Source organism: Thermodesulfomicrobium sp. WS (assembly GCF_027925145.1).
Lineage (GTDB): Bacteria > Desulfobacterota > Desulfovibrionia > Desulfovibrionales > Desulfomicrobiaceae > Thermodesulfomicrobium.
In genome coordinates, this window is sequence record NZ_AP027130.1 from 1059012 (window position 1) to 1084269 (window position 25258).

Below are 25258 nucleotides of genomic sequence, written 5' to 3' on the forward strand. Positions count from 1 at the left end.
ATGGCCAAATCGGAAATGATTGTGGGCTTGGATATCGGCACCACCAAGATCTGTGCCGTGGTCGGCGAGGTGGATGGCGAAGGGGTCAATATCGTGGGCATTGGCACCAGCCCATCCACCGGGTTGCGCAAAGGCGTGGTGGTGAACATCGAGCAGACCGTGCAGTCCATCAAGCGCGCTCTGGAAGAGGCCGAACTCATGGCGGGCTGCGAGATTCGTTCGGTGTACGCGGGCATTGCTGGAAGCCACATCAAAGGGTTCAACAGTCACGGGGTAATCGCCGTCAAAGGCGGCGAGGTCACGGCCCGGGACATCGAACGGGTGCTCGACGCCGCCAAGGCCGTGGCCATCCCTTTGGACCGGGAAGTGATCCACATCCTGCCCCAAGAATACATCGTGGACGACCAGACCGGCATCATCGATCCCCTCGGCATGGCGGGGGTGCGCCTGGAGGTGAAGGTGCACATCGTCACCGGCGCGGTGACCAGCGCCCAGAACATCGTCAAATCCTGCCACAAATCCGGCCTGGATGTGGAGGACATCGTCCTCGAGGCCCTGGCCTCCAGCAAGGCGGTGCTCACCGACGAAGAGCGGGAGATCGGGGTGGCCCTGGTGGACATCGGCGGCGGTACCTCGGACATCATCATTTTTCATGGCAATTCCATCAAGCATACCGGCGCGGTTCCCTTGGGCGGCGCCAATCTCACCAACGATATCGCCTTTGGTCTGCGCACCCCCACCCAGGCGGCGGAGCGCATCAAGGTGCGTTATGGCTGTGCCTTGGCCGAGTTGGTGCACGAAGACGACATCATCGAGGTCCCCAGCGTGGGCGGCCGTGAGCCGCGCAGACTCTCCCGGCAGGTGCTGGCGGAGATCTGCGAGCCGCGCATGGAGGAGATGCTCATGCTCGTGGATCAGGAATTGGTGCGCTCGGGCTACAAACATCTCATTGGGGCCGGGGTGGTGCTCACCGGCGGCGCTTCGCGCATCGAAGGCATCCAGGAGCTGAGCGAACGCATTTTCAATCTGCCCACGCGGACGGCCTCGCCCATGGGAGTGGGGGGGCTGCGGGACGTCGTGGACAATCCCATGTATGCCACCGCAGTGGGGCTGCTCCTCTATGGGGCGGAACAGCATGGTCAGGAACACCGCATCCGCATCCGGGACACCAATGTCTTTCACACCATCTTGTCGCGCATGAAGAAGTGGTTTGCAGATATTAGCTAACGAAGTCAGAAGTTGCAGTACAACCCTGTGGGGAGAGGGGGATGCTCCCCAAGAACGTGTGGGAGGGGAAGATGTTTACGCAGATCGAATCAGACAGCTTGGAGAGCCCGGCCATCATCAAAGTCATTGGCGTGGGCGGAGGCGGCGGCAATGCCATCAACAACATGATCGCCTCGCAGCTGCAGGGGGTGACCTTCATCGCCGCCAACACGGACGTGCAGGCCCTCAAGACGTCCAAGGCGGAGATCAAGGTCCAACTGGGTGAGAAACTCACCAAGGGACTCGGTGCCGGGGCCAATCCCGACGTGGGGCGGGATGCGGCCATGGAGAGCCAGGGCGTCATTCGCGATGCCTTGGGCGAGTGCGACATGGTGTTCGTCACTGCAGGCATGGGCGGCGGCACCGGCACCGGCGCAGCCCCGGTGGTGGCGCGGGTGGCCAAGGAAATGGGCGCCCTGACTGTGGCCGTGGTCACCAAGCCCTTTTTCTTCGAAGGCAAGCGGCGCATGCAGCAGGCGGAGCGGGGCATCAAGGAATTGCGGGAGATCGTGGACAGCATCATCGTGGTGCCCAATGATCGCCTGTTCGCCATCGCTCCCAAGAAGACCCCGGTGGTGGAGATGCTGGTCAAGGCGGATGAAGTGCTCCATCAGGCGGTCAAGGGCATCTCGGACCTCATCATGGTGCCGGGACTCATCAACCTGGATTTTGCCGACGTGAAGGCGGTCATGGAGCAGATGGGGCTCGCCATGATGGGCACGGGGGTCGCCACGGGCGAAGGCCGGGCGCGTGAGGCGGCCATGCGGGCCATCACCAGCCCGCTGCTCGATGACATCAGCATCGAGGGTGCGCGCGGCGTCATCCTCAATGTGACCGGCGGGTACGACATCTCCATGGATGAGCTCAACGAGGCGACTTCCATCATCCACGAGGCCGTACATCCGGATGCCCACGTGATCTTTGGCATGGCCTTTGATCCCGAGTGCACCGAGGAACTGCGGGTGACGGTCATCGCCACCGGCATTCAGGAGGCGCAAAGCGCCCCGGAAAAGACCAAGGCCGCGGCCGCTGCGCCCACTCCCAAGGCCAAGGACCGGCCGTATTTCGTCCCGCAGGGCATGGAAGGGCGTGAGAAGAACGACCTGTCGGTGCCCACCTACATGCGGCGCCAGCAGACCGCAGCGGCGGAGGAGCGCCCGCACCCCAAGGTGCGCCCCTTGCGTCCTGCGGAGGAACCGGAGTTTACCTTTGACGAGGAGGAGTTCGAGATCCCCTCGTTCATTCGGATGCAGGCTGACTGACTTCTGTGCGGCTGTCTTCCATCCTCCCTCGGGCGGCGCAGAGGCAATGGGGAGGAAGGTTGCCCGTGGCCGTGGTGTTTCCCGAGGCCCCAGAGGCAGCCTTGTCCACCTTGGGCTGGCAGGTGGTGTACCGCCTGCTGGCCGAAAATGACCTCTTCTGCGTGGAACCGGTCTTTGCCGACCCAGCATCCCCGCGGCCCAGATCCGTCCATACCGGCACGGATTTGGGCCGTTTTGCACTGGTGCTGGCAAGCCTCAACTTTGAGGGCGACTATCCGGCCTTGATGCGGCTCTTCATGGATGCCGGCATCCCTGTATCGGCCCAAGATCGTGGGGATTGGCCGCTCATTATGGCTGGCGGTCCGGTGGCGTTCCTCAATCCCTTTCCCGTGCTGCCAGCCCTGGACGCCCTCTGGTGCGGCGAGGCTGAGGCGGGTTTTCTCCGCGTGGCCGAGCGTATCGCCCGCACTTGGGTGCGCGGAGGCAGCAAGGCCCAAGCCTTGGAGTCCCTGGCCGCCCTCCCCGGATGCCTGGTCCCGGGGCGAAGCCCGCTTCCGGTCCAGCGCCAGGTGGTCGCAGACTTGCGCACCCCGGCGCATTCGGTCTTCGTCAGTCCCGAGGCCCGGTTTGCGGGGATGTTTCTTCTCGAAGTCAACCGTGGCTGTCCCTACGGGTGCCGTTTTTGCGCCGCAGGCTCCATCTACCGACCTGCCCGGCAGGCCTCCATGGAGGCCCTGCAGCGTATTGTGGAAGCGGCATCTCCGCGCAAGGTGGGGTTGGTCGGCACGGCCCTTACCGACTGGCCGGATCTCATGCCGTTTCTTTCCTGGTTGCGGGGTCGGCGGGCGCAGTTTGCCCTCTCTTCCGTGCGCGCCGATGGTCTGACCGAAGAGCTTTTGGCCTTTCTGCGCCACGCCGGGATACGCACCGTGACCTTGGCCCTGGAGGGCGCGAGTTCCCGGCTGCGGGCCGCCATGAACAAAGGCCTGGATGAGGATGCCGTGCTGCGGGTGGTGGCCACCATGAGCCGACTGCGTTTTGAGACCCTCAAGCTCTATCTCATCGTGGGTTGGCCTGGCGAGGAAGAAGCGGATTTCAAGGAATTGGAGGGGTTTTTGGAGCGCATCCAGCAGGCCCGGCGTGCCGGGCAGGCAGGCCGCGCTGCGGGTCTCAAGCTCATCCAGCTTTCTGCCAGCGCCCTGGTGCCCAAGCCCTGGACCGCCATGCAATGGGCCCCCATGGCCTCTCTGGAACGCATTGCGGCGGCCATGGTCCGGGTTCGGTCCATGGTCGCCCGGCATCGCGGCATGCGTTTTTCTGCGGAAAACGCCCGCCAGGCCTGTATCCAGGGGTATCTCGCCCGTGCGGACGAGTCGGCCTTTCCCGTGATCGTCGAGGCCGCCGAGCACGGGTGGGGGAAGGTGTGGCGTTGCCATGGGGCATATATCGAGGCCGAGGCAGGTCGGCCGCGTCCGGTGGCGGATCCGCTGCCGTGGGAGCGTTTGGACGTCGGGGTGCGGCGGGCGTATTTGCGTGGCCAATGGGAAGCCTTTGGCCGCAGTCGGCCCACGCTGGCATGCCCCCCGGGGTCGTGCAGCGCGTGCCGGCGCTGCGGCATGGAGCGTATCATGGAAACGATGTTCGAGAAGGAGGTGCCGCAACCATGAGGTATGTGATTCGTGTCCTGATCCTTTTTTGGGCGGCAATCCTGGCAGGGCTGGTGACTGTACTCGTGGAACCGGCGCTGGCGACGGCGGTGGGGATGCCGGCGCACCGGTGGGCGATGATTGCTTTGGCGGCCGGTGTCGGGGGCGGGGCGAGCGTTGCCATGGTGTGGACGGTTGGGGGGCGCATGGCCTGGGATCGTCTGATTGCCGTGGCCGTGGTGTGGGCGGCGCTGGCGGCGGCCTATCAGCCGGGGCTTGCGGTATGGACAGCGCCGCGGGCGTGGGGGGATGTGCTGCGCCTCTCGGAGGTGGCGGTGGTCTTGGCGGCCATGGTCCAGGGGTGGGTGGCGTTGGGGTGCGCCTTGTGGCGCAAGAGCCTGCCGCCGCTGCGGGCCTCTGTGGCCCTGCTGCTGATCGTGGCGGTGGGCAATATCCTTTTTATGCTCCAAAACCCCGTCATGCTCCAGGGCCTTGCCCGCACCCTGCCGCTTGCTGCGCGGGCACAGGAGCTGGCGGGCCGAGTGGTGGTGCTGGCTGCTGCCAATGTGGGGCTGGCCGCGGCCTTGAACCTCCTGTGCATGGGGCATGTGTTGGGCCTGGGGCGGCTGTGGGGGCTTTTGGTGCTTGCTGCGGCTGCTGCCGGGATTTCGCCTCTGTGGGCCGAGCTGGGGGCATCGCCCATGGCCGCGGCCCTGCCGGCCCCGCTTCCCCCTTTGGCGGCGGTGCTGGGGGTGGCCCTTGCCCAGGGCAGTCTCTGGGCGGAGGTGTTTTTGATGACCGGCCTGGTCATGGACGCCATGCACGGCCGCCGGCCCGCCTGGTATTGGGGATATCCTGCGTTTCGTGACGGCCTTGGCCGGGGCGCGGCTTACGGCACGCTCTTTTTGGGTCTGGTGCTGGTCGCGGACGCCGTGATCCATTGGCCATGGGTGGAGCGCGCCTTTGCCATGGCGCCGTCGCTTTCCTGGATGGCCCTGGGGATAACGGTCATGCCCCTGGCCGTGACCGTGCTGGAGTCTTTCGACGGCGGGCGGCCGTTCTTCCAGCGGCTGGGGGAGAACTATCGCCGCTGGCCGCTCTTTGTGCACGGCGCGGTGTTCGGCCTTGCCCTCTCGGCCTTGCAGCCGGTGGAGATCGTGCCGCTTCCCGCGGGGCAGCGGTTTCTGCTGGGCGCGCTCCTTGGGGTGATCGCCGGAGCGGGGGGGGCATTGGTGTGGGATTTGGGCGAAGTGGCTTGCGGCCTGCGCCGCCATCTGCGCTCGTGGCGGACCTATGGGGTGGCGGCGGGCCTGGGGATCTTTGTGGGCGGGGCCATGGCCTGGTATGTGGACCCTTCGCAGTCCGCCGTGATCGGCAACAAATTCCGCCAATATGCCACGCTGTTCGCCGAGGGCGGGGGGAGTTACGTCATCTACCCGCTCTTTAGCAAATGGGGGGCCATGGATTTGGGAGCGCGCGGCGGCGGGGCCCTGCTTTTGTTCCAGGAATCGGTGTCGGGAGTCATCAATTGGTCCCTGGCGGCGCCTCTGTTCAGTGTGAACTTTTTCCTGCTGACGGCCCTCTTCACCCGCTCCTGGGCACCGCTTCGGCTGCTCGCCAGCCGCGACGGGCTGGTTTTGATCGCCGAGGGCACGGTGCGCGTGCTGCGCTGGGGGCTGTGGATGGCGCCGGTCATCTATTCGTTTTTGCGCATTTCGCCCGAACCTACCTGGTACAACCAGGACGGCTTGGTGCGTACGCTTGCCGCCATCATTCAGGATTGGCGCTTGGACCCCTCCGCCTTTCGCTTGTGGAGCCGGGAGGTCTTTCTGGGTATTTTGGCGTATGACTGGTTTCGCATCCTCATCTGGTTCGATCACATGGGCCTGCGGGTGGCCACGCTGGTGAACCTGTCCTTTGTGGGGGGCGACCGGTTGGACGAATTTTTGGCCCGTTTCCTTGGGGCGCGGGTGCGGTCGCGCTGCATCCCTGAAGCGGTGCGGCGTTTTGCCACCTGGGCGCCGCTGCTCATCCCCTTTTATTTGCCCATGGGCGCGGACTGGGCCTACGTGTGGGACGGAGCCGAGGCCGTAAGCCGCACGGGTGCAGGGCAAATCGGTGTGCTCTTCCCGGTGATCGGGGCTTTTCTCATCGGCAGCGGCCTGATGGTGGCTGCGGCCTGCAGGAGAGAGTCTCGGGCATGCGCCGTGGGGGCAGCCGGGCGGTGCCCGGCGCAAGACATCGTGGTGCACAACGGCGTGTATGCCTCCATCTTTGGTCGGGATGGCCGTGGCTATGCCCGGGTGTTCCGCGCCGCACGGCATGGACACGAGATCGACCTGACCGCTCGGCCACTGTCCCGGGCCCACGACGTGGGCCGCATCGTGTACTTTCGTGCGGGTGAAGCCTTGTGGAGCCTCGGCTGCCGGCCCACGCGGCACCCCGAGGCGGTGCACACCGTGGTGCGCTTGGACGACCTCTCCGTGCGGCAGACCTGCTCGTGCCAGGGCATCGAGGCGCGCATGGACGCCGTGGTGGCGGAGGACGCGCCGGGTGAGGCGTGGATCGTCCACCTCACCAATGTCTCGGACGCACCGGTGCAGCTGGAGATCACCTCCTACCGGGAACTCACCCTGAACGACCCCTCGGCCCAGGCCCGGCATCCCTTTTACAATCGCCAGCACATCACCACCTGGTGCGTGGTGGAGGAGAGCCCGGCCCCGCGTTCGGCCGCCATCTTTGCCAATAACCGCCAACTCAAGGCTGGCGAGCCGCCGCGGCCAACGCGCGAGACCTACGTGCACTTGGTGGCCGGCTTGGAGGACGAGTCCCGGCTGGTGGGCTATGAAGACAGCCGGCTGCGCTTTTTAGGCCATGGCACGCTGCGTCGGCCGCAGGGGCTTTGGGGCGTACCGCAGCCCATCTCCGACCAGAGCCTCCACGTCACCTTCGATCCCATCGCGGCCTTTCGTCTGGCCGTGGATCTGGCGCCGGGAGATACCACGGCCTTTGTGCTCGTGGACGCGTACGGACCGAGCCCCGAGGCTGCCATGAACCTGGCCGCCCGCCTGGCAGGCATCGACCCCTTGCCTGCGCGGCCCAAGGGGCAGCCGACCTCCCTGCCCATGGTCGAGCCGGACCTTGCCGCGGCACTCACCCAACAGCAGGGGCCGTGGTTTGCCTTTCGGGACCAAGTCCCCAGCGTGCAGGTACCGGGGATCACCCCGCGGCGGTTTGCCCACCTCATGGTCAATCCCCTCGGCTATGGCGTGGTGGTGACCAATGACGGCGCCATCGCCTCGTTTTGGGGCAACTCCCAGCAGAACGCCCTGACGCCCTATAGCGCCGATGCCACGACGGTACAGGAACCCGGGCAGATGCTCTACGTGCGCGACCTGGAGAGCGGCCGGGTGACCTCGCCCTTGCTCGTCCCCTTCCGGGAGCCTGAGGCCGAATGCCGCGTGGAGTACGGCCTGGGCTGGTGCCGCTTCCACAAGGAGATGGACGGCCTTGCCATGGAGTGGACCATCGCCGTGCTCCCGGACCGGCCCATGGAACTGCGGCTGTTGCGCCTGCACAACCATGGCTCGGGGGAGCGCCGTCTGGCCCTGACCATGTATGCGCAGATGATTTTGGCCGAGATCCCCGAAGATAGCCGCGGCCAGGTGGAGGCTTGGGCGGATGCGCCGCGCTCCATGCTCCTCTTTACCCGGCCGGAAAACCGGTACCGCAAAGGCGTGGCCTACGTGGCCTGGAGCGTGGAGACCACGGCCTCGGAGACGGTCATGAGCCGGTTTTTGGGGGAAGGCCGGGACCTGAGTATGCCGTATTTCGTGGAGATGGGACATTCCGATACCACGCAGGAGGATGACGGCCTGCGCGTGGCCGCCATGAGCGGGGAAGTGCGGGTGCCTGCCGGTGGCACGGCTGTCGTGTGGATGGCGGTGGGCCAGGAGCCCAGCGCCGAGGACTGCCAGCGGCGAGTGGCAGCGATCCAGGCCGTGGAGGACGTGGAGCGGGAGATGGCGGCGGTCGAGACCTGGTGGCAGCGGCGTTTGGCCGGCGGAGTCCAGGTGGAGACCTCGGCCCCGGCCGTGGACCGGTTGGTGAACGTGTGGCTGCCGTACCAGATCCTGACCGCCCGGCTGTGGGGGCGCCTGGGGCCGCAGCAGCGCAGTGGGGCGTATGGATTCCGGGATCAGCTTCAGGACGTGCTCCCCTTGTGCGTGGGCATGCCCGCCTTGGCCCGGCGCCAGATCTTGCTCCATGCCAGTCAGCAATTCCTCGCGGGCGATGTGCTCCAATGGTGGCATCCTGCCCCGGACGGGGCCACCGGCTTCGGCATGCGCAACCGCGCCTCGGACCCGCATCTGTGGCTGCCGTATCTGGTGGCCCATTATGTGGAGACCACGGGGGATGACTCCATTTGGGACGAGCGCGTGCCCTTTATGGAGGGGCGACCCATTCCCCCGGGTGCCGAGGGCATTGCCTTTGCGCCGACGCCCTCCCGGGATCGGGCCACGGTGCTGGAGCATTGCCTGCGCGCCGTGGAGCGCACCTGGCGCCGTCGCGGGCGCCATGGGCTACCGCTCATGCTCGCCCATGATTGGAACGACGGTCTGTCGGCCGTGGGCGTGCGCGGCAAAGGCGAGAGCGTGTGGTTGGGGTTTTTCCTCCATCTCACCTTGCGTCAGGTGGCGGAGGCAGCCGCCAGCCGCGGCAAAAAGCGTCTGTCCCGCCAGCTGTTGCGGCGTGCGCAGACGCTGGGGAGCGCTCTGCAGACCGCCTGGCGCGATGATCACTTCGTGCGCGCCTTTACCGATGCGGGAGAGGAGCTCGACTATCTCGATGCCCTGACCGCGGCCTGGCCCATGCTTTCGGGGGCCGTGCACCTGCCGCAGGCAGAGGCGGCCCTGGTGCGCGGTGCGGCCTCCCTGGAAAAGCCCAACCTGGTGCAGCTTCTCGATCCGCCCTTTACCGAGCGCTCCACCCCTTACCCCGGGCGCATCGCCGACTATCCGCCGGGGGTGCGGGAAAACGGCGGCCAGTATTCCCACGGCTCGTCCTGGTTGGTGGACGCCCTGGTGGCCCTGGCCCGCCAGGTGTTGGCCCAGGGGGATGTGGAGCGCGCGGCGCAGCTCCGCCGCCAGGCCCTGCGTCTGTGGCTCAAGATCTCGCCGCTGACCCATACGCTTCCGGAAACCATGCCCGTGTACGGGCTTGCCCCCCACCAGCAGGCGGCGGACATCTCCTTTGGCCCGGGCTACGAGGGCCGGGGGGGATGGAGTTGGTACACCGGCGCTGCCGCCCGCATGCTCTGGGCCATGTACGGGATTTTGGGTCTGCGCTTTGAACGGGGCAAACCCACGGTGGACGCCCGTTTGGCGCGCCTGGGTGCGGAGTTTGCCGTGCACCGGATCGTGGTGGACGGCGCGTGTGTGTATCAAGCCCCGGACGCCACGTGTGGTGCGGACCTGGGAGGGCAGCAGTGAGGCGGGTGTGGGTGTTCGTCCCGCCCCGGCCGGTGGTGAGCGGCGGTATGCGGGTGCTGGTGCAGGTGGCCCGGCAGCTGCGGGCGTGGGGGGGCCTGGCTGGGGTGCTTTGCTGGGAAGAGCCGCTTGCCGAGGCTTCGGACCTGCCCTGGCAGGCGGCGCGCAGCGCCCCCCTTGCCGCAGGCGACGCCCTGCTGGTGCCGGAGGGCTGGCCGGGCGCCCTCACCTTGGGGGTCCGCGCAGGCTGCCGGTTGGTGGTCTACTGTCAGAACTGGGCCTATCTCTTCCATGGGCTCGCCGAAGGCGTGCGCTGGCAGGACCTGCCGGTGGAGTTTCTTGCAGTCTCTCAGCCGGTGGCCTGGTATATCGAGCAAGTGACCGGGAAAGCGCCTGCGGTGGTGCGGCCTGCCATTGATCGCTCTCTGTTCCATCCCCCTCCCGTTTCTCAGTCCCCGCGCCCGCTGCGCGTGGCCTTCATGCCGCGTAAAAACAAGGCCATGGCCGAAGGCGTGCGCCGCATCGTTGCCGAGCGCAATCCGCATCTGCCGTGGCAATGGGTCCCCATCCATGGCTTGGACCCGGCAGGTGTGGCCGAGCTATTGCGTTCTTGCGCCATTTTTCTTGCCACCGGGTTTCCTGAGGGCTGTCCGCTGCCGCCCCTGGAGGCCATGGCCTGCGGCTGCCTGGTAGTAGGGACCACGGGCTTTGGCGGTTGGGACTATGCCCGGCCGGTGGACTCCAAGGCCCCGCTTCCTTCGGGGATCCCTTTGCGCCCAGTGCCGTGGGGAGGCAATGGCTGGTGGGTGGCGGACGGCGACATGCTGGGTGCGGCCCTGGCCCTGGAGCGGGCGGCGGCGTGCCTGGAAATTGCGGATGCGTGCCAGCAGGTGCGCGCAGCAGCCTTTCGGACCGTGGCGGCGTACGATGCGGAGCACCAGGCTGCGGAGGTGGCGGCGTGGGTACAGGGCCTCTAGCCTGGCCTTTGGATTTTCGCTCCCACTTGGCCGTGGTGGTGCTCCACTATGGGGACCCCCGGCGCACCGCGCGTCTGGTGGCGCAGATGGAAGAGGGGCTTGCCCCGGGGGTGGTGCGGGTGCTCGACAACGCCGCCCCGATGCCCTTTGCCGGCGCCTGGGTGCGGCTTTCCCGGAACCTCTTTTGGGGCGGGGCCTTGGCCTGGAGTGTTGCGCGTGCGCGCCAGGAAGGTTTTTCCCACCTCTGGTTTCTCAACGACGACCTCACCTGGATGACTCCACGGCCCATTGCCCGGGCCTGGGCGCGGCTTGGGGAGATTTCCGCCGCCATCGGGCCAGTGGCAGTGTATAGTCCTGGGTTTACCGCCCATCCCTATCACCCGCAGATGGTGGCCCGGCGGGGGGGCGGTTTTCGTACCGTGCGCTTTTGCGACGGAGTGGCACCTCTCCTGCATTTGGATTTTTTGGCGAGCTGCGGGCTGCATTGGGAGGACAACCTCCCCGGCTACGGCGTGGATGTGGTGCTTTCCGCCCGGGCCGTGGATCTGGGCTGGCAGGTGGTGGTGGACCACCAACTGGTGGCGCGCCACGTGTTCCATGCCTCGGCCCGCCGTGATCCTGGGTTTTTGGAGCACGCCGCCCGCCTGGAGGCCGCCTTCCTTACCCGGCATCTGGGCCCGGATTTTCGGGAGCGCATCCAATGCTGGAGTAAAGAGGTGCACGAACATTCCTGCACGCGGTGACGCACGTTGGGAGCCGTTCGTCCGCGGCCTTGCCGTGGACCTCTGCATACTTCAAGGAGGAACGTGCATGGTGGACATCCGTCGGCTCTGGCCGAAGCTCCCCGTCGGGGCGCGGCGGGGGCTGCTTCAGGGAAGCGTGGGTCCGCTCCATCTCATGGGCTTGGCCACGGAGGTGCTGGAGGCCGGGGCGGCGCAGCCGGAGCTGCTGCCTTTGGGGGTGGACTTGCTGGTGGCGGCCTGGTGCAGCGGAAGTATGCTCGACGGCGCCGTGGCCGCCCAGGTGGCGGCCGTGGTCGAGCGCTCGCCGGGGGTCCCAGAGCCGGTGCGCCGCCTTGCCCGCATCGCGGCGGCTTCGTGGCGGCCGCCGGAAAAGACGCCTCTGGCACGCCTCGTGGCGCGTCGGGATCTTGCCCGCTTGGAGGCCCTGATCGCCCGGGAACTTGCCCGGGACCCGGGAAATCTCTTTTGGGTGCGGCAAGCAGTGTCCATCGGCCTGTTTGATGACCGGGACTGCCTGGTGGAGCAGGCGGTGTCCGCGCTCACGCAGGCCCTCCCTCCCCTTGCTTCGGCAGTGGTCATGGAGCTTGCCGCGGTGCGAGGAGATTGGGAAGGCGTGGCCGCCCTTGCCCCCCAGGTGCCTGGGCCCGTGGCCGCTTTTGCAGAGGCCGTGGCCGTAACGCACCTGGGCGGTGTGGAGGCCGCCCGTCCGGCATGGCGGCGCCTGCTGCGGCAATGGCCCTGGCTGCTGCAGGCCGTGCTCGTGCTCTTCGATCTTGTGGAAGGCGTCTTGACTGCCCGCTGCGCCCCGGAGACGCCTGGTGTGGTGGCCACCTATACCTTGGATAAGCCCGAGGACCTGGATCGCACCTTGGCGAGCCTTGCGGCCTCGCGTCTGCATGGGGCGCAGCTCTGGGTGCTCGACAACGGCTGCGCCGCGCCGGCCAAGGCGGTCATGGCGCGGTGGCAGGAGCAGCTTGGGTCGGCCATGCGCACCATCACCTTGCCGGTGAATATCGGCGCACCTGCGGCCCGCAATTGGATCCGCGCCGAGTTTCTGCAAAGCGGTCTTCCCTGGCTGGTGTACGTGGACGACGATGTGCAGGTCCCTGCAGACTGGCTGGAAGGGCTTTGGGCGGCGCGCACGCGCGTCCCGCAGGCCGGGGTCTGGGGGTGCCAGGTGGTGGACGCCACCCGGCCCTGGGTGCTGCAGAGTGTGGATCTGCACCTGACCCCGGCATCGGACGAAGGCCAGCGCTTCAAGGTGTCGGATTTGCACCATCAGGTCTTGAACTGGGGGGCCTTTGCGTATCTGCGTCCGTGCGCCTCGGTCACGGGCTGCTGCCACCTTTTGGATGCCCGGGCCGTGGCTGCGGAAGGGGAGTTCGACATCCGCTTTTCGCCTTCCCAGTACGATGACTTGGAACGCGACGTGCGCATGCTCACCGCCGGTCGCATGGCGGTGTATCAGGGGCATGTGGCCATCCGCCATTTCAAGCGCACGGGGCTGGCTGCGGCCACGAGCACCACGCAATGGGCCAATGCCGCGGCCAACTTGGAGAAACTGCAGAAAAAATACAGCCAAGAGACCTGGAAGGAGCTCATGGAGCGTGAGACCCAGGTCCTGGAAGACGATCTCTGGCCCAAGCTTGCCCGGGTGCGGGCTTGGCTTGCCGAGGAGGAGGAGGGATAATGGAACAGGTGCGGTATCTCATCATCGGCGCCGGTCCCACGGGCCTTGGGGCGGGCGTGCGCCTGCGGCAATTGGGCATCGAGGATTTTCTTCTCCTGGAGCGGCACGACTATGCCGGCGGCCTGTCGGCAAGCTTTCGCGACGCGGCGGGCTTTACCTGGGACATCGGCGGCCATGTGGTCTTTTCCCGCCTGGAGCCGTTTTTGCGCCTGCTGGATCAGGCCCTGGGCGAGGACGCCCTCACCCACCAGCGTCGTGCCCGGGTGCGCCTGGCGGACCGGTGGATCCCCTATCCCTTCCAAAACAACATCCGCCATTTGCCCAAGGAACTGGTGTGGGAATGCGTGCAGGGCCTTTTGGCTTCCCGCCTTGCGCCGCAGGAAGCGGCCCATTTCGGCCAGTGGATGGAGGCCGTGTTCGGGGCGGGCATTACCCGGCTTTTCATGCAGCCGTACAATTTCAAGGTCTGGGCCACCCCGGCCGAGGCCATGGACTTTCGCTGGATCGGCGAGCGCGTGGCCGTGGTGGACCTGGCCGACGTAGTGCGCCGCATCATCCTCGAAGAAGACGCCACCGATTGGGGCCCCAACGCGGTGTTTCGTTTCCCCAAGCATGGCGGTACCGGGGCCATTTTCCGCCGCATTGCTGAAAGCATTGCGGAGCACATCCGCTACCAGGCCCCAGTGCACCAGGTGGACTGGGAGAAAAAAATCGTCACGTACGGCGATGGGCACTGTGTTGGCTATGGGGATTTACTCTCCACTATGCCTCTGGACCTTTTTGTCTCGCAGGTTGTGAGTCCCAAAGACCCGCATATGGTGGAAGCCGCCTCCCTTTTGGAGCACAACGGGGTCTATGTCTCGGGCATTGGCATTGCCGGGCTGCGCGAGGACCCCACCTGCTGGATGTATTTTCCGGAATCCAATTGCCCCTTCTACCGGGTGACCAACTTCCACAACTATTCGCCCTTCAATGTGGCCGAGCCCGGGAAACAGATGGCCTTCATGAGCGAAACCTCCTTTTCGCGCCATAAGCCGGAAGACCTGGACGCCATGCAAGACGCCGTCACCCGAGGGCTTCAGAACGTGACCCTTATGCGCGCCGAAGACGCCATCGTGACCTGCTGGGAACACCGAGTGGACTACGGCTATCCCGTGCCCACCCTGAGCCGCGACCGCGCCCTGGCCACGATCCAGCCCTGGTTGGAGGCGCGGCACATCTTCTCTCGGGGCCGTTTTGGTGGCTGGAAATACGAAGTGGCCAACATGGACCACAGCGTAGTGCAGGGCATGCAGTGGGCCGAGCGGATGGTGCTCGGCACAGTGGAACGGATCTATCAGCTGCCGCAGTAAGGCTCGTTGCGGGAGCGAGCCTCTGCCCACTGGTCGTAGAGGGTGGCAAGCTCCATCTCGCCTTGGGCCGTAAACATTGCGCTCAAGTGTCGGGCCAAGCGGATCAGCTCGGAAGCGTGCTGATCCGCTTGGCGTTCCTCTTCTATGAGTTTGCCAGCGTAGCGGGTGAGGACCGTATCCCCAGCGCGGGTAGCGGTCTTGGCCAGGGCAAGGAATTGCTTCACACCCGGGAAGAACTGGGCGGCCAAAAACCGCAAGGGGACGGCTTCCTGCCAGGCCCCGCGTGTTTCGAGCCAATGGCCCAGACGCTCGTAGCCGGGCTGCCAGAGCGGCTCTTCGGTGATGGCGGCAAGCCAGGCCGCCGGGTCTGTGGTGTGGGCGAGGCGCGCCGCCATCGTTTTTTCCCGCTGGGGGGAGAGGAGCATGACCGGATGCAGGCTGGGCGAGAGCCCCATGCGGTAGCCTTCGGCCTGCAGATGGCGGTGGAAGTCTGGGCGGATGCGGCCGGCCCAGCGTTGGGAAAAGCGCCGGGCATTGGCGGTCTCAGCGGCAAAGCGGCCTGGGGTTTGGCTCGTGAAGTGGATGAGAGTGCTCTGGGGCTGGCATTGGATTGGTTCTCCCAGCCCTTGGGCGCGCAGGCAGAGATCCACGTCTTCGAGGCCATTGGTGTAGCCTTCATCGAAACCGCCAAGACGCTGAAAGAGTTCGCGCGCTAGGGCCAGGGCCGCGCCGGTGACCGCCTGCACGCGGCGCGGGCGGCTGACCGCCGGGTGGCTGGCGGGAAATTGTTCGAACACATGGCATACCTTGGGCCCTGGGGTAAAGGCCACCCCCACGTGCTGCACCCGTTCCGCCCCTGGGTAGAGGAGGCGGCTGCCGACGATGCCGCCTTGGGCGCGCAGCGCTGTCACGAGCGGGTCCGCAAATCCAGGCAGGGCCAGGGTGTCGTTATTGAGAAACAAGAGCAATGCACCCTGGGCGTGGGCCGCGCCGCTGTTGCAGCCCCGGGCGAATCCTAAATTGGCGGGATGCCGAACCAGCCGAAAGGCGGCGCCAAAGAGGGCGGTCCCCAGCTCGGGGAGCTCGTGGGCGGTTTCGTCTTCGGAGCCGTTATCCACCACGATGATCTCTACCGGCCAGGCCGGAAGCTCCTTGCGCAGGCTCTGGAGGCAGTCGCGCGTGAGCCGCCACTGGCCGTAGACCGGGATGATGATGCTGAGCACTGGGGGCATGGTGCAACCGTTGGGTCAGGAGCGCTGCGCGTGCTGCGGAGGCAGCTCTGGGACCAGATGCAGATTGTTCATCGTTTGCAGGGCTTGCTGATGGGGGAGAAAACGGTAGAAAAACTTGACGTCATTGCCCCGTACATTGCCGATTTTTGTCATATCGTGGGATGTTTGCCTGCCGACGCCGGACATTTGATAGTGGATACATTCCACCAGTCCACAGTACATGACCGTAAACCCGTGCAGGCAGAGATCGATGTCATGGGCGATGTCGTCCATTTGGGATGGGGAGAAGCGGATATCAAAGGAAGGGACAGTCTGGATGGCTTCGCGGGTCAGTACGTGGCAGCAGCCCATGACGTTTGTGGTTGGACGGATGAAATCATAGAATCCAGCGTCATAGTTCCATGTCGGCGTGTCGAGACTGATGCGCAGCAGATCTTCCCGGGCCACGGCAATATTGTGGTAGAGATATTGGAGCCGTTTGGGGGTGCCTGGAGCAAGGATCTTGGCTCCAGCCACTGCAGCCTTGGGGGTGCGGGAGAGGACTGTGAGCAAGGTAGTCAGCCAATGCGGGGGGATCTCCACGTCGTCGTCGAGAAAGGCCACATAGTCGGCGCGCTCTGCCGCCTCGGTGGTAAGCAGCCAATTGCGGGCCGCCGGGGCGCCGATGTTGGTCGGCAGCGCGATGACCTCGATGGCATTGGCAAAGTATCGTTCATTGATGGCCCGAACCGCAGCGGCGGAGTCGTCGGTGCAATGGTTGAGGAGCACACTGATGCGTGCATTGCCCAGGTGAGACTGGGCGAGGCTTCGCAGGGTCTTCTGGAGAAGTTCGCTCTTGTTGTACGAATAGAGGAAAATGGCGATGTTTTTTTCAAGGACGGATTTGTCCTCAGTAAATCCGTCTCGAATTTGCTGCATTCTGCATTGCATTGGAATTTGGAGAGGATCCAGAGCAATGGATTTTTCCAATGCCATGAGAGCCTTCTGCCTGTCTCCTAAACGCACATATGCTTCGGAGACAAAATTGAGGACCACTTCGTTATGTTCGATCTGGGGCCAGATATTTTCGGTAATGGAGGCAGCCCGTTGGTAGTCGCCTTGAATAACTGCATATTGCAAGATCTGGGCTTGAAGGAGCGGCTGGAGTGGAGCCGGGACCTTGGCAAGGTCGAGCCAATCTTGCCCCACCGGGATGTTTCGTTCCAGGTCCGTAAGTAAGAGGAGATCGATGAGGGCAGGGGAGTAGGGGTATTGGAGATATATCTTGGAAAGTATCGTGTGGCGAAGATGGATATCGTTTTGTGTGCAGAGATTCGTGATCTTTTGGGAGATGCGCGGAGGGATCTGGATCTTTTCGAGTATGGGAAGGAGCGGGTCGGCGGCACCGGTCATTTGCTCGGCAATGCGGCGGATTTCGCTGTGGAAGGGCTGCAGGTGGACGAGCTTGCGGATCAGATACCCAAACCAGGCGCGAATGCGAGGGCCCACTTCTTCTGGGGGCGTACGATTGAGTCGATTGGCGTATGCGGTCCCGGTAACCGCATCGAGGAGAAAATTCCCAAGGTAATTGCGGAGGTGATCGATGACTTCTGTAGAGGAGAGTGCGTCGAGTTCACCATACAGCCCATTGTCAATGATTCGGTACGTGATGTTCATGCGGGAACCCCCATCTGGGCTTTCCAGAAATGCCGAGTGTCTTCCGAAAAATCATCCCAGGCGCGGGCAAGCGCCGTGCGCCAGGCTTCCGCCTCGGCCTCCTGGACGCGGGCATGGATGCTGCGCAACTCTTGGCCGCGGAATTTGCCTTCCATCTTTTGGTGATTGCCCCATACATGGGCCCAGGCAGCCTCGCTTTTGGGTGCGGCGCTGCCTGCATCTTGCAAGTGGATGATACGCACCCGGCCGTCGTAGAGCACCATGCCGCCATGTTTCCAGATTTGGATATCCCGCTCCAGGTCGTCCACCTGAGAGGGGGAGAACCGGACATCGAAGTCAGGGACCCCGAGGCGCTCCATGCGGCGGCGGTGGAAGAGATGGCAGCAGCCCATGACGGAGAGGCACGGCCGCACCACGTCGTATTGTCCAAGGTCGAAGAACATGGGGGCATTGGGGGTAAAGCGGATGTGCTGTTCCCCGACTTCCTGGAAGTAGCGGTACACATACTGGATGGTGTGGAAGGCGTTGGGGTTCACCACCTTGCCGCCCACGGCGCAGTATTGGGGATGCGCTTCCAAATCGGCGAGAAAGCGGGAGAGCCAATGGCGCGGCAGCAGCACATCGTCGTCCAGGAAGGCTACGTAGCGGGCCTGCTGGACCTCCGGCAGATGCCAGAGCCAATTGCGTGCCGCGGGCGCACCGATATTGACCGGCAGATGGATGCAGCGCACCGGTCGGCCTTGGGCCACGCGGGCGACCCCGGCCTCGAGGTCTGCCGGGGAAAAGGCCGTGGATCCGTTATTGAGGAGGGTGATGGCCGCATCGCCAATGTCGGTGGCGAGTACACTTTCCAAGGTGCGGAGCGTGGTTTCCAGCTTGTTGAAGGTGTAGAAGAGGATATGCACGGTGGCATCGGCTTGAGGAAGCGCTGGAAGGCCTTCACCGAGCAAGGCCAGTTGCTCCACGGCGTGCGGCTGGGCGGGCTCAAGACGCAGGCTTGCCACGAGGTGGCGGCGCGCGGCTTCGGCGTCGCCGTGGAGCATGGCGATGGCGGCACGCAGGTTTTCCGCCCAGAAGCAGGTGGGGGCAGCGCGTTCCAAGAGCAGGTCCCGGAGTTCGGTGGCGCCTAAGCCGTGGGCGGCCCAGGCCAGGATTCCGAAGTTGGGATTGCTTGGTGCGGTGTGCGCCCAGGTGTGGGCCTCTGTTGCAACGACTTCAGGGTGCTGTCCCGTTGCCCAGAGGGAAAGCAGGATTCGGTGCCGGGCCGGGGCTGGAAGGTCGGTGCGGAGCAGGGCCAGGGGGTCGTCGCGGTGGCGCTCTATAATCGCGTCGATGGCGGCGCGGGCAGGGGCGTCCGGGAGCGGCACGGGGGCGCGTCCCATGGCCGCAGCCAAAGAGTTGGCCAGTGCCGCAAGTTCGCGGTTCCAGGGTTCCAGGGCTAGGGCATGGCGCAAGAGCGCGTGGGCGAACTCCATGTGCGCGGCAGACGGCGTGCCCTCAAGGAGCTGCTGTGCTGCCCAGATGGCCGGGGCTGTTTCCAGGGTGCCGCGGAAACGAAGGAAGAAGTGCATAAGGTTCGTTATCCAAGGATTTTTTTTGCCATGGTTTGGGTGGCGGCCAGCAGGTCCGCAGGAAGCGTGATTTCTGCTTGCGGGCGGCCTTCTTCAATGATCTGCAGAAACAGCGGCAACACTTTTTCCCAGGAAAAACACGCATTCCAAAGTTCGGTGCCCAGGACACCCAAAGCCTTGCGCAGGGCTGGACGCTCTAGAAGCCTGTGGATGGCGCGGGGGAATTGTTCCAGCGGGCAGACCACCCCGCCAGCGTCCCAGTGCACACTATTGCATTGTGGCGTGGCAATCCAGGGGGTGCCGTGGTGCATTGCCTGGAGGATGACCAGTGGCCGGCATTCGGCATGGGAGGAAAGGAGCAGGATGTCCGCCTCGGCGATGGCAGCGTCCGCTTCGTGCGCGGGAAGGGGCCCGAGGATGCGGATGCGGGGATCCTGGGCCGCCAGCTTCTTTACTGCGGCAAAATAGTGCTGCTCGTGGGGCCACGGGAGGGCGGCGCCGATGAAGACCATCTGCCAGGTGCCTGGGGTCTTGGAGAGGACCTCGATGAGTCCGAGCTGGTTCTTGACGGGCCAGAAATTGCCCACGTGGACGAGAAGGGGCAGGTCTGGAGAAAGCCCGTGGCGCTCTCGAAACCCAGGGTTGGGCGCATAGGGGGTGAGGGCGTGGGGAACGAATATGGGATGCACTCCGGCGGCACGCAAGAATTGCGCGTCGAGCCCCCCTGGGGTGAGGCACATGCACAAGCGGGCGCGATGGAGTACTGCTGCGATCAACGCCTCCTGCTGGTGCGCGATCCAGCCCTGCACGAGCTCCGGATTGATGACCGGGATGAGGTGGATCGGGGTTTGGGGAGAGGCAGAAAGCATGGGGGCATGCATCCAGGAGTCCGGCTGGCCGAGGAAGAACGCCGCATGGTAGTCGGCGTGTTCGAGAAAATGCGCATACGCCGCATATTGGTCCCCAAAGTGGCTGTCCTGGAAACGCCCACTGCAGTGCCACTGCAGGATGTGCATGCCGTGATGCTGGAAGGTTTGGCGCTCAGGGATCTGGCGGGTAGCCACATGGACTTCATAGCCTTCACGGACCAGTTGGGCGCCGAGGTCTTGGAGAAAGATTTCGCAGCCTCCCAATGATGGCCAGAAAAAGTCACTTCCCAAGAGGATACGCTTGCGATGCGGCTGCACTGCTACCACTGCAGGGGGCGGCGTGTAGGATTGGGGGTGGTGCACCAGGGGCATGCAGGTGGCTTCAATCTTGGCGAGGGCGCTCGCTTCTTGCGGAAGGTCCGGGTGCAGGCTCTGGATGATATGGATCGCAGACTGAATGGATGGATCTCGGAGTAGCTTGAGCAAAAGAAGATGTTGCTTCAGTTTTGCAAGGTAATATTGGGTGATGCTGCATGAATCATCAAAAAAATGTATCCGTTGACATGCATTTTGTAGAGATACCAGAAGAAACCCTATGATTTTGCTTAGATTGTCCTTTTGGTTTTCCTGTGCGCATCGCAGGGCAGTTATTGCGCACCCCAGGGCATGAGCAATCCATATTTGATAAGAATTTTGCGCAAATTCCCACTTTTGCATCACTTTGAATGTTCTATGATGCATGATGATGTCATGCTTGATCTGATTTTTTTTGTTGGCGCTCATGCTTTTTGCATGTTTTCTGTATACAACATATGTTTGAGCATGAGAGTAAAATTGCATACCGCGTACTGCGCAGCGAAACCAAAAATCATAATCTTCGCATGCGCGCAGTGTCGTATCGAAAAATCCGTTTTCCAGTGCGCGGTGACGACGGATGATATAGGCGTGTGGGGGGGCAATGTTGAAATGGCATAGATGCAGAGGAATCGAGTCTCGCACCAACCACCAGAACCCTATGGGCGCCAGCGGTCCGTCTGGCCCCATGGAGAGGACTTCGCGGGTTTGGCAGATGGCGATATCCACATCTGGCTGGGTTTCGAGGATGGATGTTTGTACGGGAATGGTATTGGGAGCCAAAAGGTCGTCCGCGTCGAGAAAGAGAAGGTATTTTCCCGTCGCGTGCCGCATGCCCGTGTTTCGTGCCGCAGAAAGACCTGCGTTCTCTTGATGGATGTAGGTGACGTGTTCTTGGAATTGTCGGGCGATCTCCGGTGTATTGTCTGTGGATCCGTCGTCGATGACGATGATCTCTTTGGGGATGTCTTGTGCGCTTGTCAGCACGCTTTGCAGGCATTGTTGCAGGTATGCCCCGTAATTGAAACATGGTATGATAACGGAGATCAGGGGATTTTTCATAAAAGACTATGAAGTGGTTGAGCGCAAAAGGTGCTGGTAACCCCTAAAATGGATCCCCATTGGGGTTGCCGCTGGACGCATTCTTCTGCTGCGTTGCGGGCAGCGGTGATGCGTCCTAGCGTGGTATTGACGCAGTAGAGGCGGTAGTAGGGTTGCCATTGGTTGTATGGCGCCAGGTTGGCTGCTCTGATGTAGTCAGCGATGGCCTCGGGGAGTCGGCCTGCTGCCTCTTGCCGCAGACCTCGCCAGAAGTACGGCATGGGGCGGTCTGGATGCTTGGCGATGGTCTCTTCGATACGCTTTGCAGCATCTGGATGCATATTGGCAATGACTTGATGCTCTTCGAGCAGACTACTTACAGGATACATGTGTGGATGCAGCGTATGCAGGCATGCCACCACTTCCGGCCAATGGGCCCTCATGATCGTAGACATGGATCCATGCCCATGGATTCGGTAATGGAAAAAACATTGTTGGATGCGGTACGGCTTTATGCCGAGTGGAGTACATTGTATCCAAAAGTTCCAGTCTTCTGCTCCCCACGGGATGCTGGGGTCGTAACCCTGGCCCATGGTCCATAAGTCTTTGCGGTACAGCGATGCATAAGGGAATGTGTTGCGCTCGAGGATTTCCGCCCAAGAGTATTCCGGTGGGGTCCAGACATTGTTGCGCGCCCCGAACTCCTGCACATTGGAAAAGATGAGATTGATTTCAGGATGGTTGGCAATGATGTCCGCAGCGTGGTGGAGAAAGCCCGGGGCAAAGCAGTCGTCGCAATCCAGGGGCAAAATCCAATCACCACGGGCGCGGGCGATTCCGGCATTGCGGGCATCGGCCATGCCGCCGTTGGGTTTGTCGATGACGTGGATGGGCAGAGGGGTGTGTGCGTGCGCCAAGCGGTGGGCCACGGCTGAGGAGTCGTCGGTGCTCCCATCGTTGACGATAATGATTTCCAGAGGCCCGTATCGCTGGGCTACCAGGCTTGCCACAGCCTGGGGCAGGAAGGCCGCGCCATTGAAGACAGGAATGACCGCTGTGATGGACGGAGGGGTGTTGCCTGGCTGGATTTGGATGCGGGTTGGGCGGAGATGGAGCGGGGCTTCGAAATGAACGGCATTGGGGACGAGAGAGGCATAGGCGTCGCTATCAATGCGTTGGCCTGCGTCAAAATATTGGGAGAGGGTTTCTGCATCGATGGAGTGTGCTGCAACACGGTTGTCATAAACTTGCTGTACTCGGTTGAGTGGATTGCAGAATCCAACGGATTGCGGATATATGATGCGCCATGGCATGTGGGCAACGAGATTGGTATGTTGACTGAGTGCTGCTTCGAGAGTGTTCGGGTTATCGAAAGCGATATTTTGCAGAAGGCTGATAATGGTCGACGCCCGGTAAAGAGAACCAGAAATTTCTAAAGGATATCCAAAATCATACTCCGCATTGTCCCAGCGAAAACGTAACATTGTAGATTTGGGTATAGGCTCGAGCAGAGGAATTTCCTGTGAGGCATTTTGTGGGTAACAATATACAGTATTTTTTCCTAAAAGAAGGTTCGCCGACAGCACCTCCGGACACATTTCCATGGATGTAATACATTCATGCAGGGAGAAAGGACGGTAAAAAAGGACGTCGTCTACGGCGAAGAGAATCCATGGCGCATCAGCGATAAGAGCGAGCAATTGATGGCGAAAATGGGTTTCCCGGATATATTGAACTTGAGGAAATTCCCGTTGGAGGCAATCATATTGGTGTTGATGATGTTTATTTGATGTATGATATAGTATTCGAATGGATATTTCTTCTGCTTCAATACAATTTTTAAAGAAAGACTGCAGGGCGCCGTGTAATTGTAACGCCCTGTCTTTGCTGAAAAATATTGCTTGAACGTTCATTTTTTGACTGCCTCTATAAAATATCCTGTTGTAAAATCTTCATTTTTAAAAATTTTGTCCATAGCATATAGATATTGTGGAAGATATTGGTGAAAGAGTTTTTTGATAGCCGAGGATCGGTCTCCATGATATTGGTGGTGCTGCTCAAATGTCCAGGAAACACGAGCACATTCTTGGGCAAGAAGCGCAAAAAAACCGCCGTTGGGAATAATTTCTACGATATGCATACCTAAACTTGGAAGAACGCGTTCGTAGAAGTAACGAGTAAAACCACCATAATAATGAAATGGTGCTTGGTGTACTCCGGATCCAAGAGGAGCGATCAACAAAAGTTTTCCACCTGGTTTGAGGATACGAATCATTTCTCGCAATGCACCTTGAGGATCTATGACGTGTTCTAATACTTCTGTGCACAGAATTACATCAAAAGATTTATCTTGAATAGGTATCGCAGTGATATCGCTTTCAATGTCGATATCCCCGTATTCTGTTTTCCCGCCAAGTTTAATGCCTTGGTATTTTTTGAAATCTTGGGAAAAATAGTGGCAGTGGGAAAAGAACTCTTTATAGGGGCAGGTCCCCGCTCCTACGTCGAGAACCATTGCTCCTGGGGAGATGGTGGCTGCCTTGGCCTGCACCCATTGATCCCGGCGGCGTTGATTGAAATCGTGGATTTCTTCAGTGGGAGGGGCGTCAGCAGGCAGGGGGAGAATCTGCTGGAGGGTATCGTCGATCGAGATACTTGGAGCATGGATGGGGTGGTGAGCGAGAAAATTGCGGAGCTGGGTTTTCCATATCTCATACATTGGCATCTCGGAGGGCGCAACTATACTCAGCCAGAGTAGTTCGTCGGCGGCCTGGAGAAGTTTCTCTTCTGGGATATCGTGGGTTTTTATGGCGATGGCTGTGACATTGGCTAAGTAGGGGGGATGATCCCAGGTGCTTTGAGAGATAGTAATGTCCTCAAACCCTAAGTGGGACAAGGTTGCTGCGAAGCGTTCAGGAAACCAATGGTCTACGTGGTATGCCCAGTGGTCTGTTTGGTCTCCTGCCAAGTGGCGTGCGGCTGCTGTTTTGTGCTTGAAGGGCGCGTTGGAAAGGATCGTCTTTGCGCTACCTTCGAGATCTGGGGTTTCTATGTGGATTTTACCCCCTACGCGAAGCCAGCGATGCCAACGGATAAGTAATCCTAACGCTTCTACACGACTGAAGTGCTCAAAGACGTGATGGAGACGAATTTCATCGACCGTGTTGTCCGGGAATTGGAGTTGAGTGATATCGGCAAATATATCCGCTTTTGGTCGCATAACAGCATGTTCTTTTGGCGGATAATCTATATTGATATATCCATCTAAATATTTTTCTCCGCATCCAAGATGGAGTTTTAAAGGATTTCCTGGTGAATACAATTTGTCTTTATACATTTTATATATAATATATTCTTTATTAATTTGATTTTTAACTTCTAATATTCTATTAACTTTGTCTATTTCGTAATAGATTTTCGACCATTTTCTTTTATATAAAGCAATATCTTTTTCGGATATATTTATATTTTGTTTTTTTGTCATATCAATTATATCATCGTGGAAAACTTTAGCATCTATACATGGGATAATGCGAAATCCTGCGCGAAGAATACGAAGACAGAGATCTCCATCCGCGCAATAAAAATTATATGCTGTGTCAAACCCCCCTAATGATTTTGCTATATTGGTATTAATGAGTCCGTAATTAATGAGGATTTGATCACCCAGTGTTAAATCAATTCCATATTGAGACCATGGTGAATCTAGTGGAGCGCTTGCGTTGCGATATGCCATAGCAACGCCTCCGGCTAATCCTGAGTATTTCTGTGCCATATCGAGGGCATAAACAAAAGCATTTGGCATGAATACAATGTCGTCTGATGCATACATAAACCATGGAGAATTTGTTTTTTTTAATAAAAATTGCATCATCTCTGGCCAAGACGGCTTTCTCTTTGGAAAAAATTTATTTTCGTCTAAAATTATGGTTTGTGGAAAAATCGTTGGTATTTTTTGAGCATTATCATCAATATCTGCATACAAAACGAGTGCTTGCCACTGTATCCGGCCTGCTGCTTGAAGTACAGATTCAAGCATGCGTATGAGCATCGCGTATCTATTCTTTGTTGGAATAAGAAGGGTAATAATTGGTTTTTTCATATTATACG

14 protein-coding genes are annotated in these 25258 nt (G+C 61.3%); 8 read left to right on the forward strand and 6 right to left on the reverse strand.

Translation table 11 applies throughout. The features are described from left to right. The 8 genes from ftsA to QMF81_RS05190 all read left to right on the forward strand — a co-directional run bounded on the left by ftsA (window position 1) and on the right by QMF81_RS05190 (window position 14425). Window positions 1-1227 (forward strand): cell division protein FtsA, encoded by a 1227-nt coding sequence (gene ftsA, locus QMF81_RS05155; RefSeq protein ID WP_281752672.1) that lies wholly within the window; start codon window positions 1-3, stop codon window positions 1225-1227. A 71-nt stretch (window positions 1228-1298) separates the two neighbouring features. Continuing rightward, window positions 1299-2528 (forward strand): cell division protein FtsZ, encoded by a 1230-nt coding sequence (gene ftsZ / locus QMF81_RS05160; protein WP_281752674.1) that lies wholly within the window; start codon window positions 1299-1301, stop codon window positions 2526-2528. 65 nt (window positions 2529-2593) lie between these two features. Next, entirely contained in the window at window positions 2594-4195 is a 1602-nt protein-coding gene (locus tag QMF81_RS05165) for a radical SAM protein (protein ID WP_281752676.1), read from the forward strand. Further along, a complete protein-coding gene (locus QMF81_RS05170) occupies window positions 4192-9666 on the forward strand; it encodes a hypothetical protein (protein ID WP_281752678.1) in 5475 nt (1824 codons plus the stop codon). Before QMF81_RS05165 ends, QMF81_RS05170 begins: the two co-directional genes overlap by 4 nt. Further along, complete coding sequence (locus tag QMF81_RS05175) at window positions 9663-10640, forward strand: glycosyltransferase (protein WP_281752680.1); 978 nt, start codon at window positions 9663-9665, stop codon at window positions 10638-10640. Before QMF81_RS05170 ends, QMF81_RS05175 begins: the two co-directional genes overlap by 4 nt. After that, complete coding sequence (locus QMF81_RS05180; RefSeq protein WP_281752682.1) at window positions 10622-11383, forward strand: hypothetical protein; 762 nt, start codon at window positions 10622-10624, stop codon at window positions 11381-11383. The genes QMF81_RS05175 and QMF81_RS05180 overlap by 19 nt, the downstream gene beginning before the upstream one ends. 67 nt (window positions 11384-11450) lie before the next feature. Further along, window positions 11451-13073 carry a glycosyltransferase gene (locus QMF81_RS05185; protein ID WP_281752683.1) on the forward strand — a complete coding sequence of 541 codons (1623 nt, stop codon included), beginning with the start codon at window positions 11451-11453 and terminating at the stop codon, window positions 13071-13073. Beyond that, on the forward strand, window positions 13073-14425 hold the full coding sequence (locus tag QMF81_RS05190) for an FAD-dependent oxidoreductase (protein WP_281752685.1): 1353 nt from the start codon (window positions 13073-13075) through the stop codon (window positions 14423-14425). The genes QMF81_RS05185 and QMF81_RS05190 overlap by 1 nt, the downstream gene beginning before the upstream one ends. Here QMF81_RS05190 and QMF81_RS05195 read toward each other — a convergent pair. From QMF81_RS05195 to QMF81_RS05220, 6 genes are all read right to left on the reverse strand, one after another. Further along, complete coding sequence (locus QMF81_RS05195; protein ID WP_281752687.1) at window positions 14410-15657, reverse strand: glycosyltransferase family 2 protein; 1248 nt, start codon at window positions 15655-15657, stop codon at window positions 14410-14412. The genes QMF81_RS05190 and QMF81_RS05195 overlap by 16 nt on opposite strands. A gap of 15 nt (window positions 15658-15672) precedes the next feature. After that, entirely contained in the window at window positions 15673-17313 is a 1641-nt protein-coding gene (locus tag QMF81_RS05200; RefSeq protein WP_281752689.1) for a glycosyltransferase, read from the reverse strand. Further along, window positions 17310-18884, reverse strand: coding sequence for a glycosyltransferase family 2 protein (locus tag QMF81_RS05205; RefSeq protein WP_281752691.1), 1575 nt, complete (start codon window positions 18882-18884; stop codon window positions 17310-17312). The genes QMF81_RS05200 and QMF81_RS05205 overlap by 4 nt, the downstream gene beginning before the upstream one ends. 8 nt (window positions 18885-18892) lie before the next feature. After that, the gene (locus QMF81_RS05210) at window positions 18893-20239 is read right to left on the reverse strand and encodes a glycosyltransferase family 4 protein (protein WP_281752694.1); all 1347 of its coding nucleotides are present in this window, start codon (window positions 20237-20239) and stop codon (window positions 18893-18895) included. Between the two features lie 926 nt (window positions 20240-21165). Next, window positions 21166-23061 (reverse strand): glycosyltransferase, encoded by a 1896-nt coding sequence (locus QMF81_RS05215; protein WP_281752696.1) that lies wholly within the window; start codon window positions 23059-23061, stop codon window positions 21166-21168. Continuing rightward, window positions 23058-25250: a methyltransferase domain-containing protein gene (locus QMF81_RS05220; RefSeq protein WP_281752698.1), complete on the reverse strand. Its 2193-nt coding sequence runs from the start codon at window positions 25248-25250 to the stop codon at window positions 23058-23060. The genes QMF81_RS05215 and QMF81_RS05220 overlap by 4 nt, the downstream gene beginning before the upstream one ends. Window positions 25251-25258 lie beyond the last annotated feature (8 nt).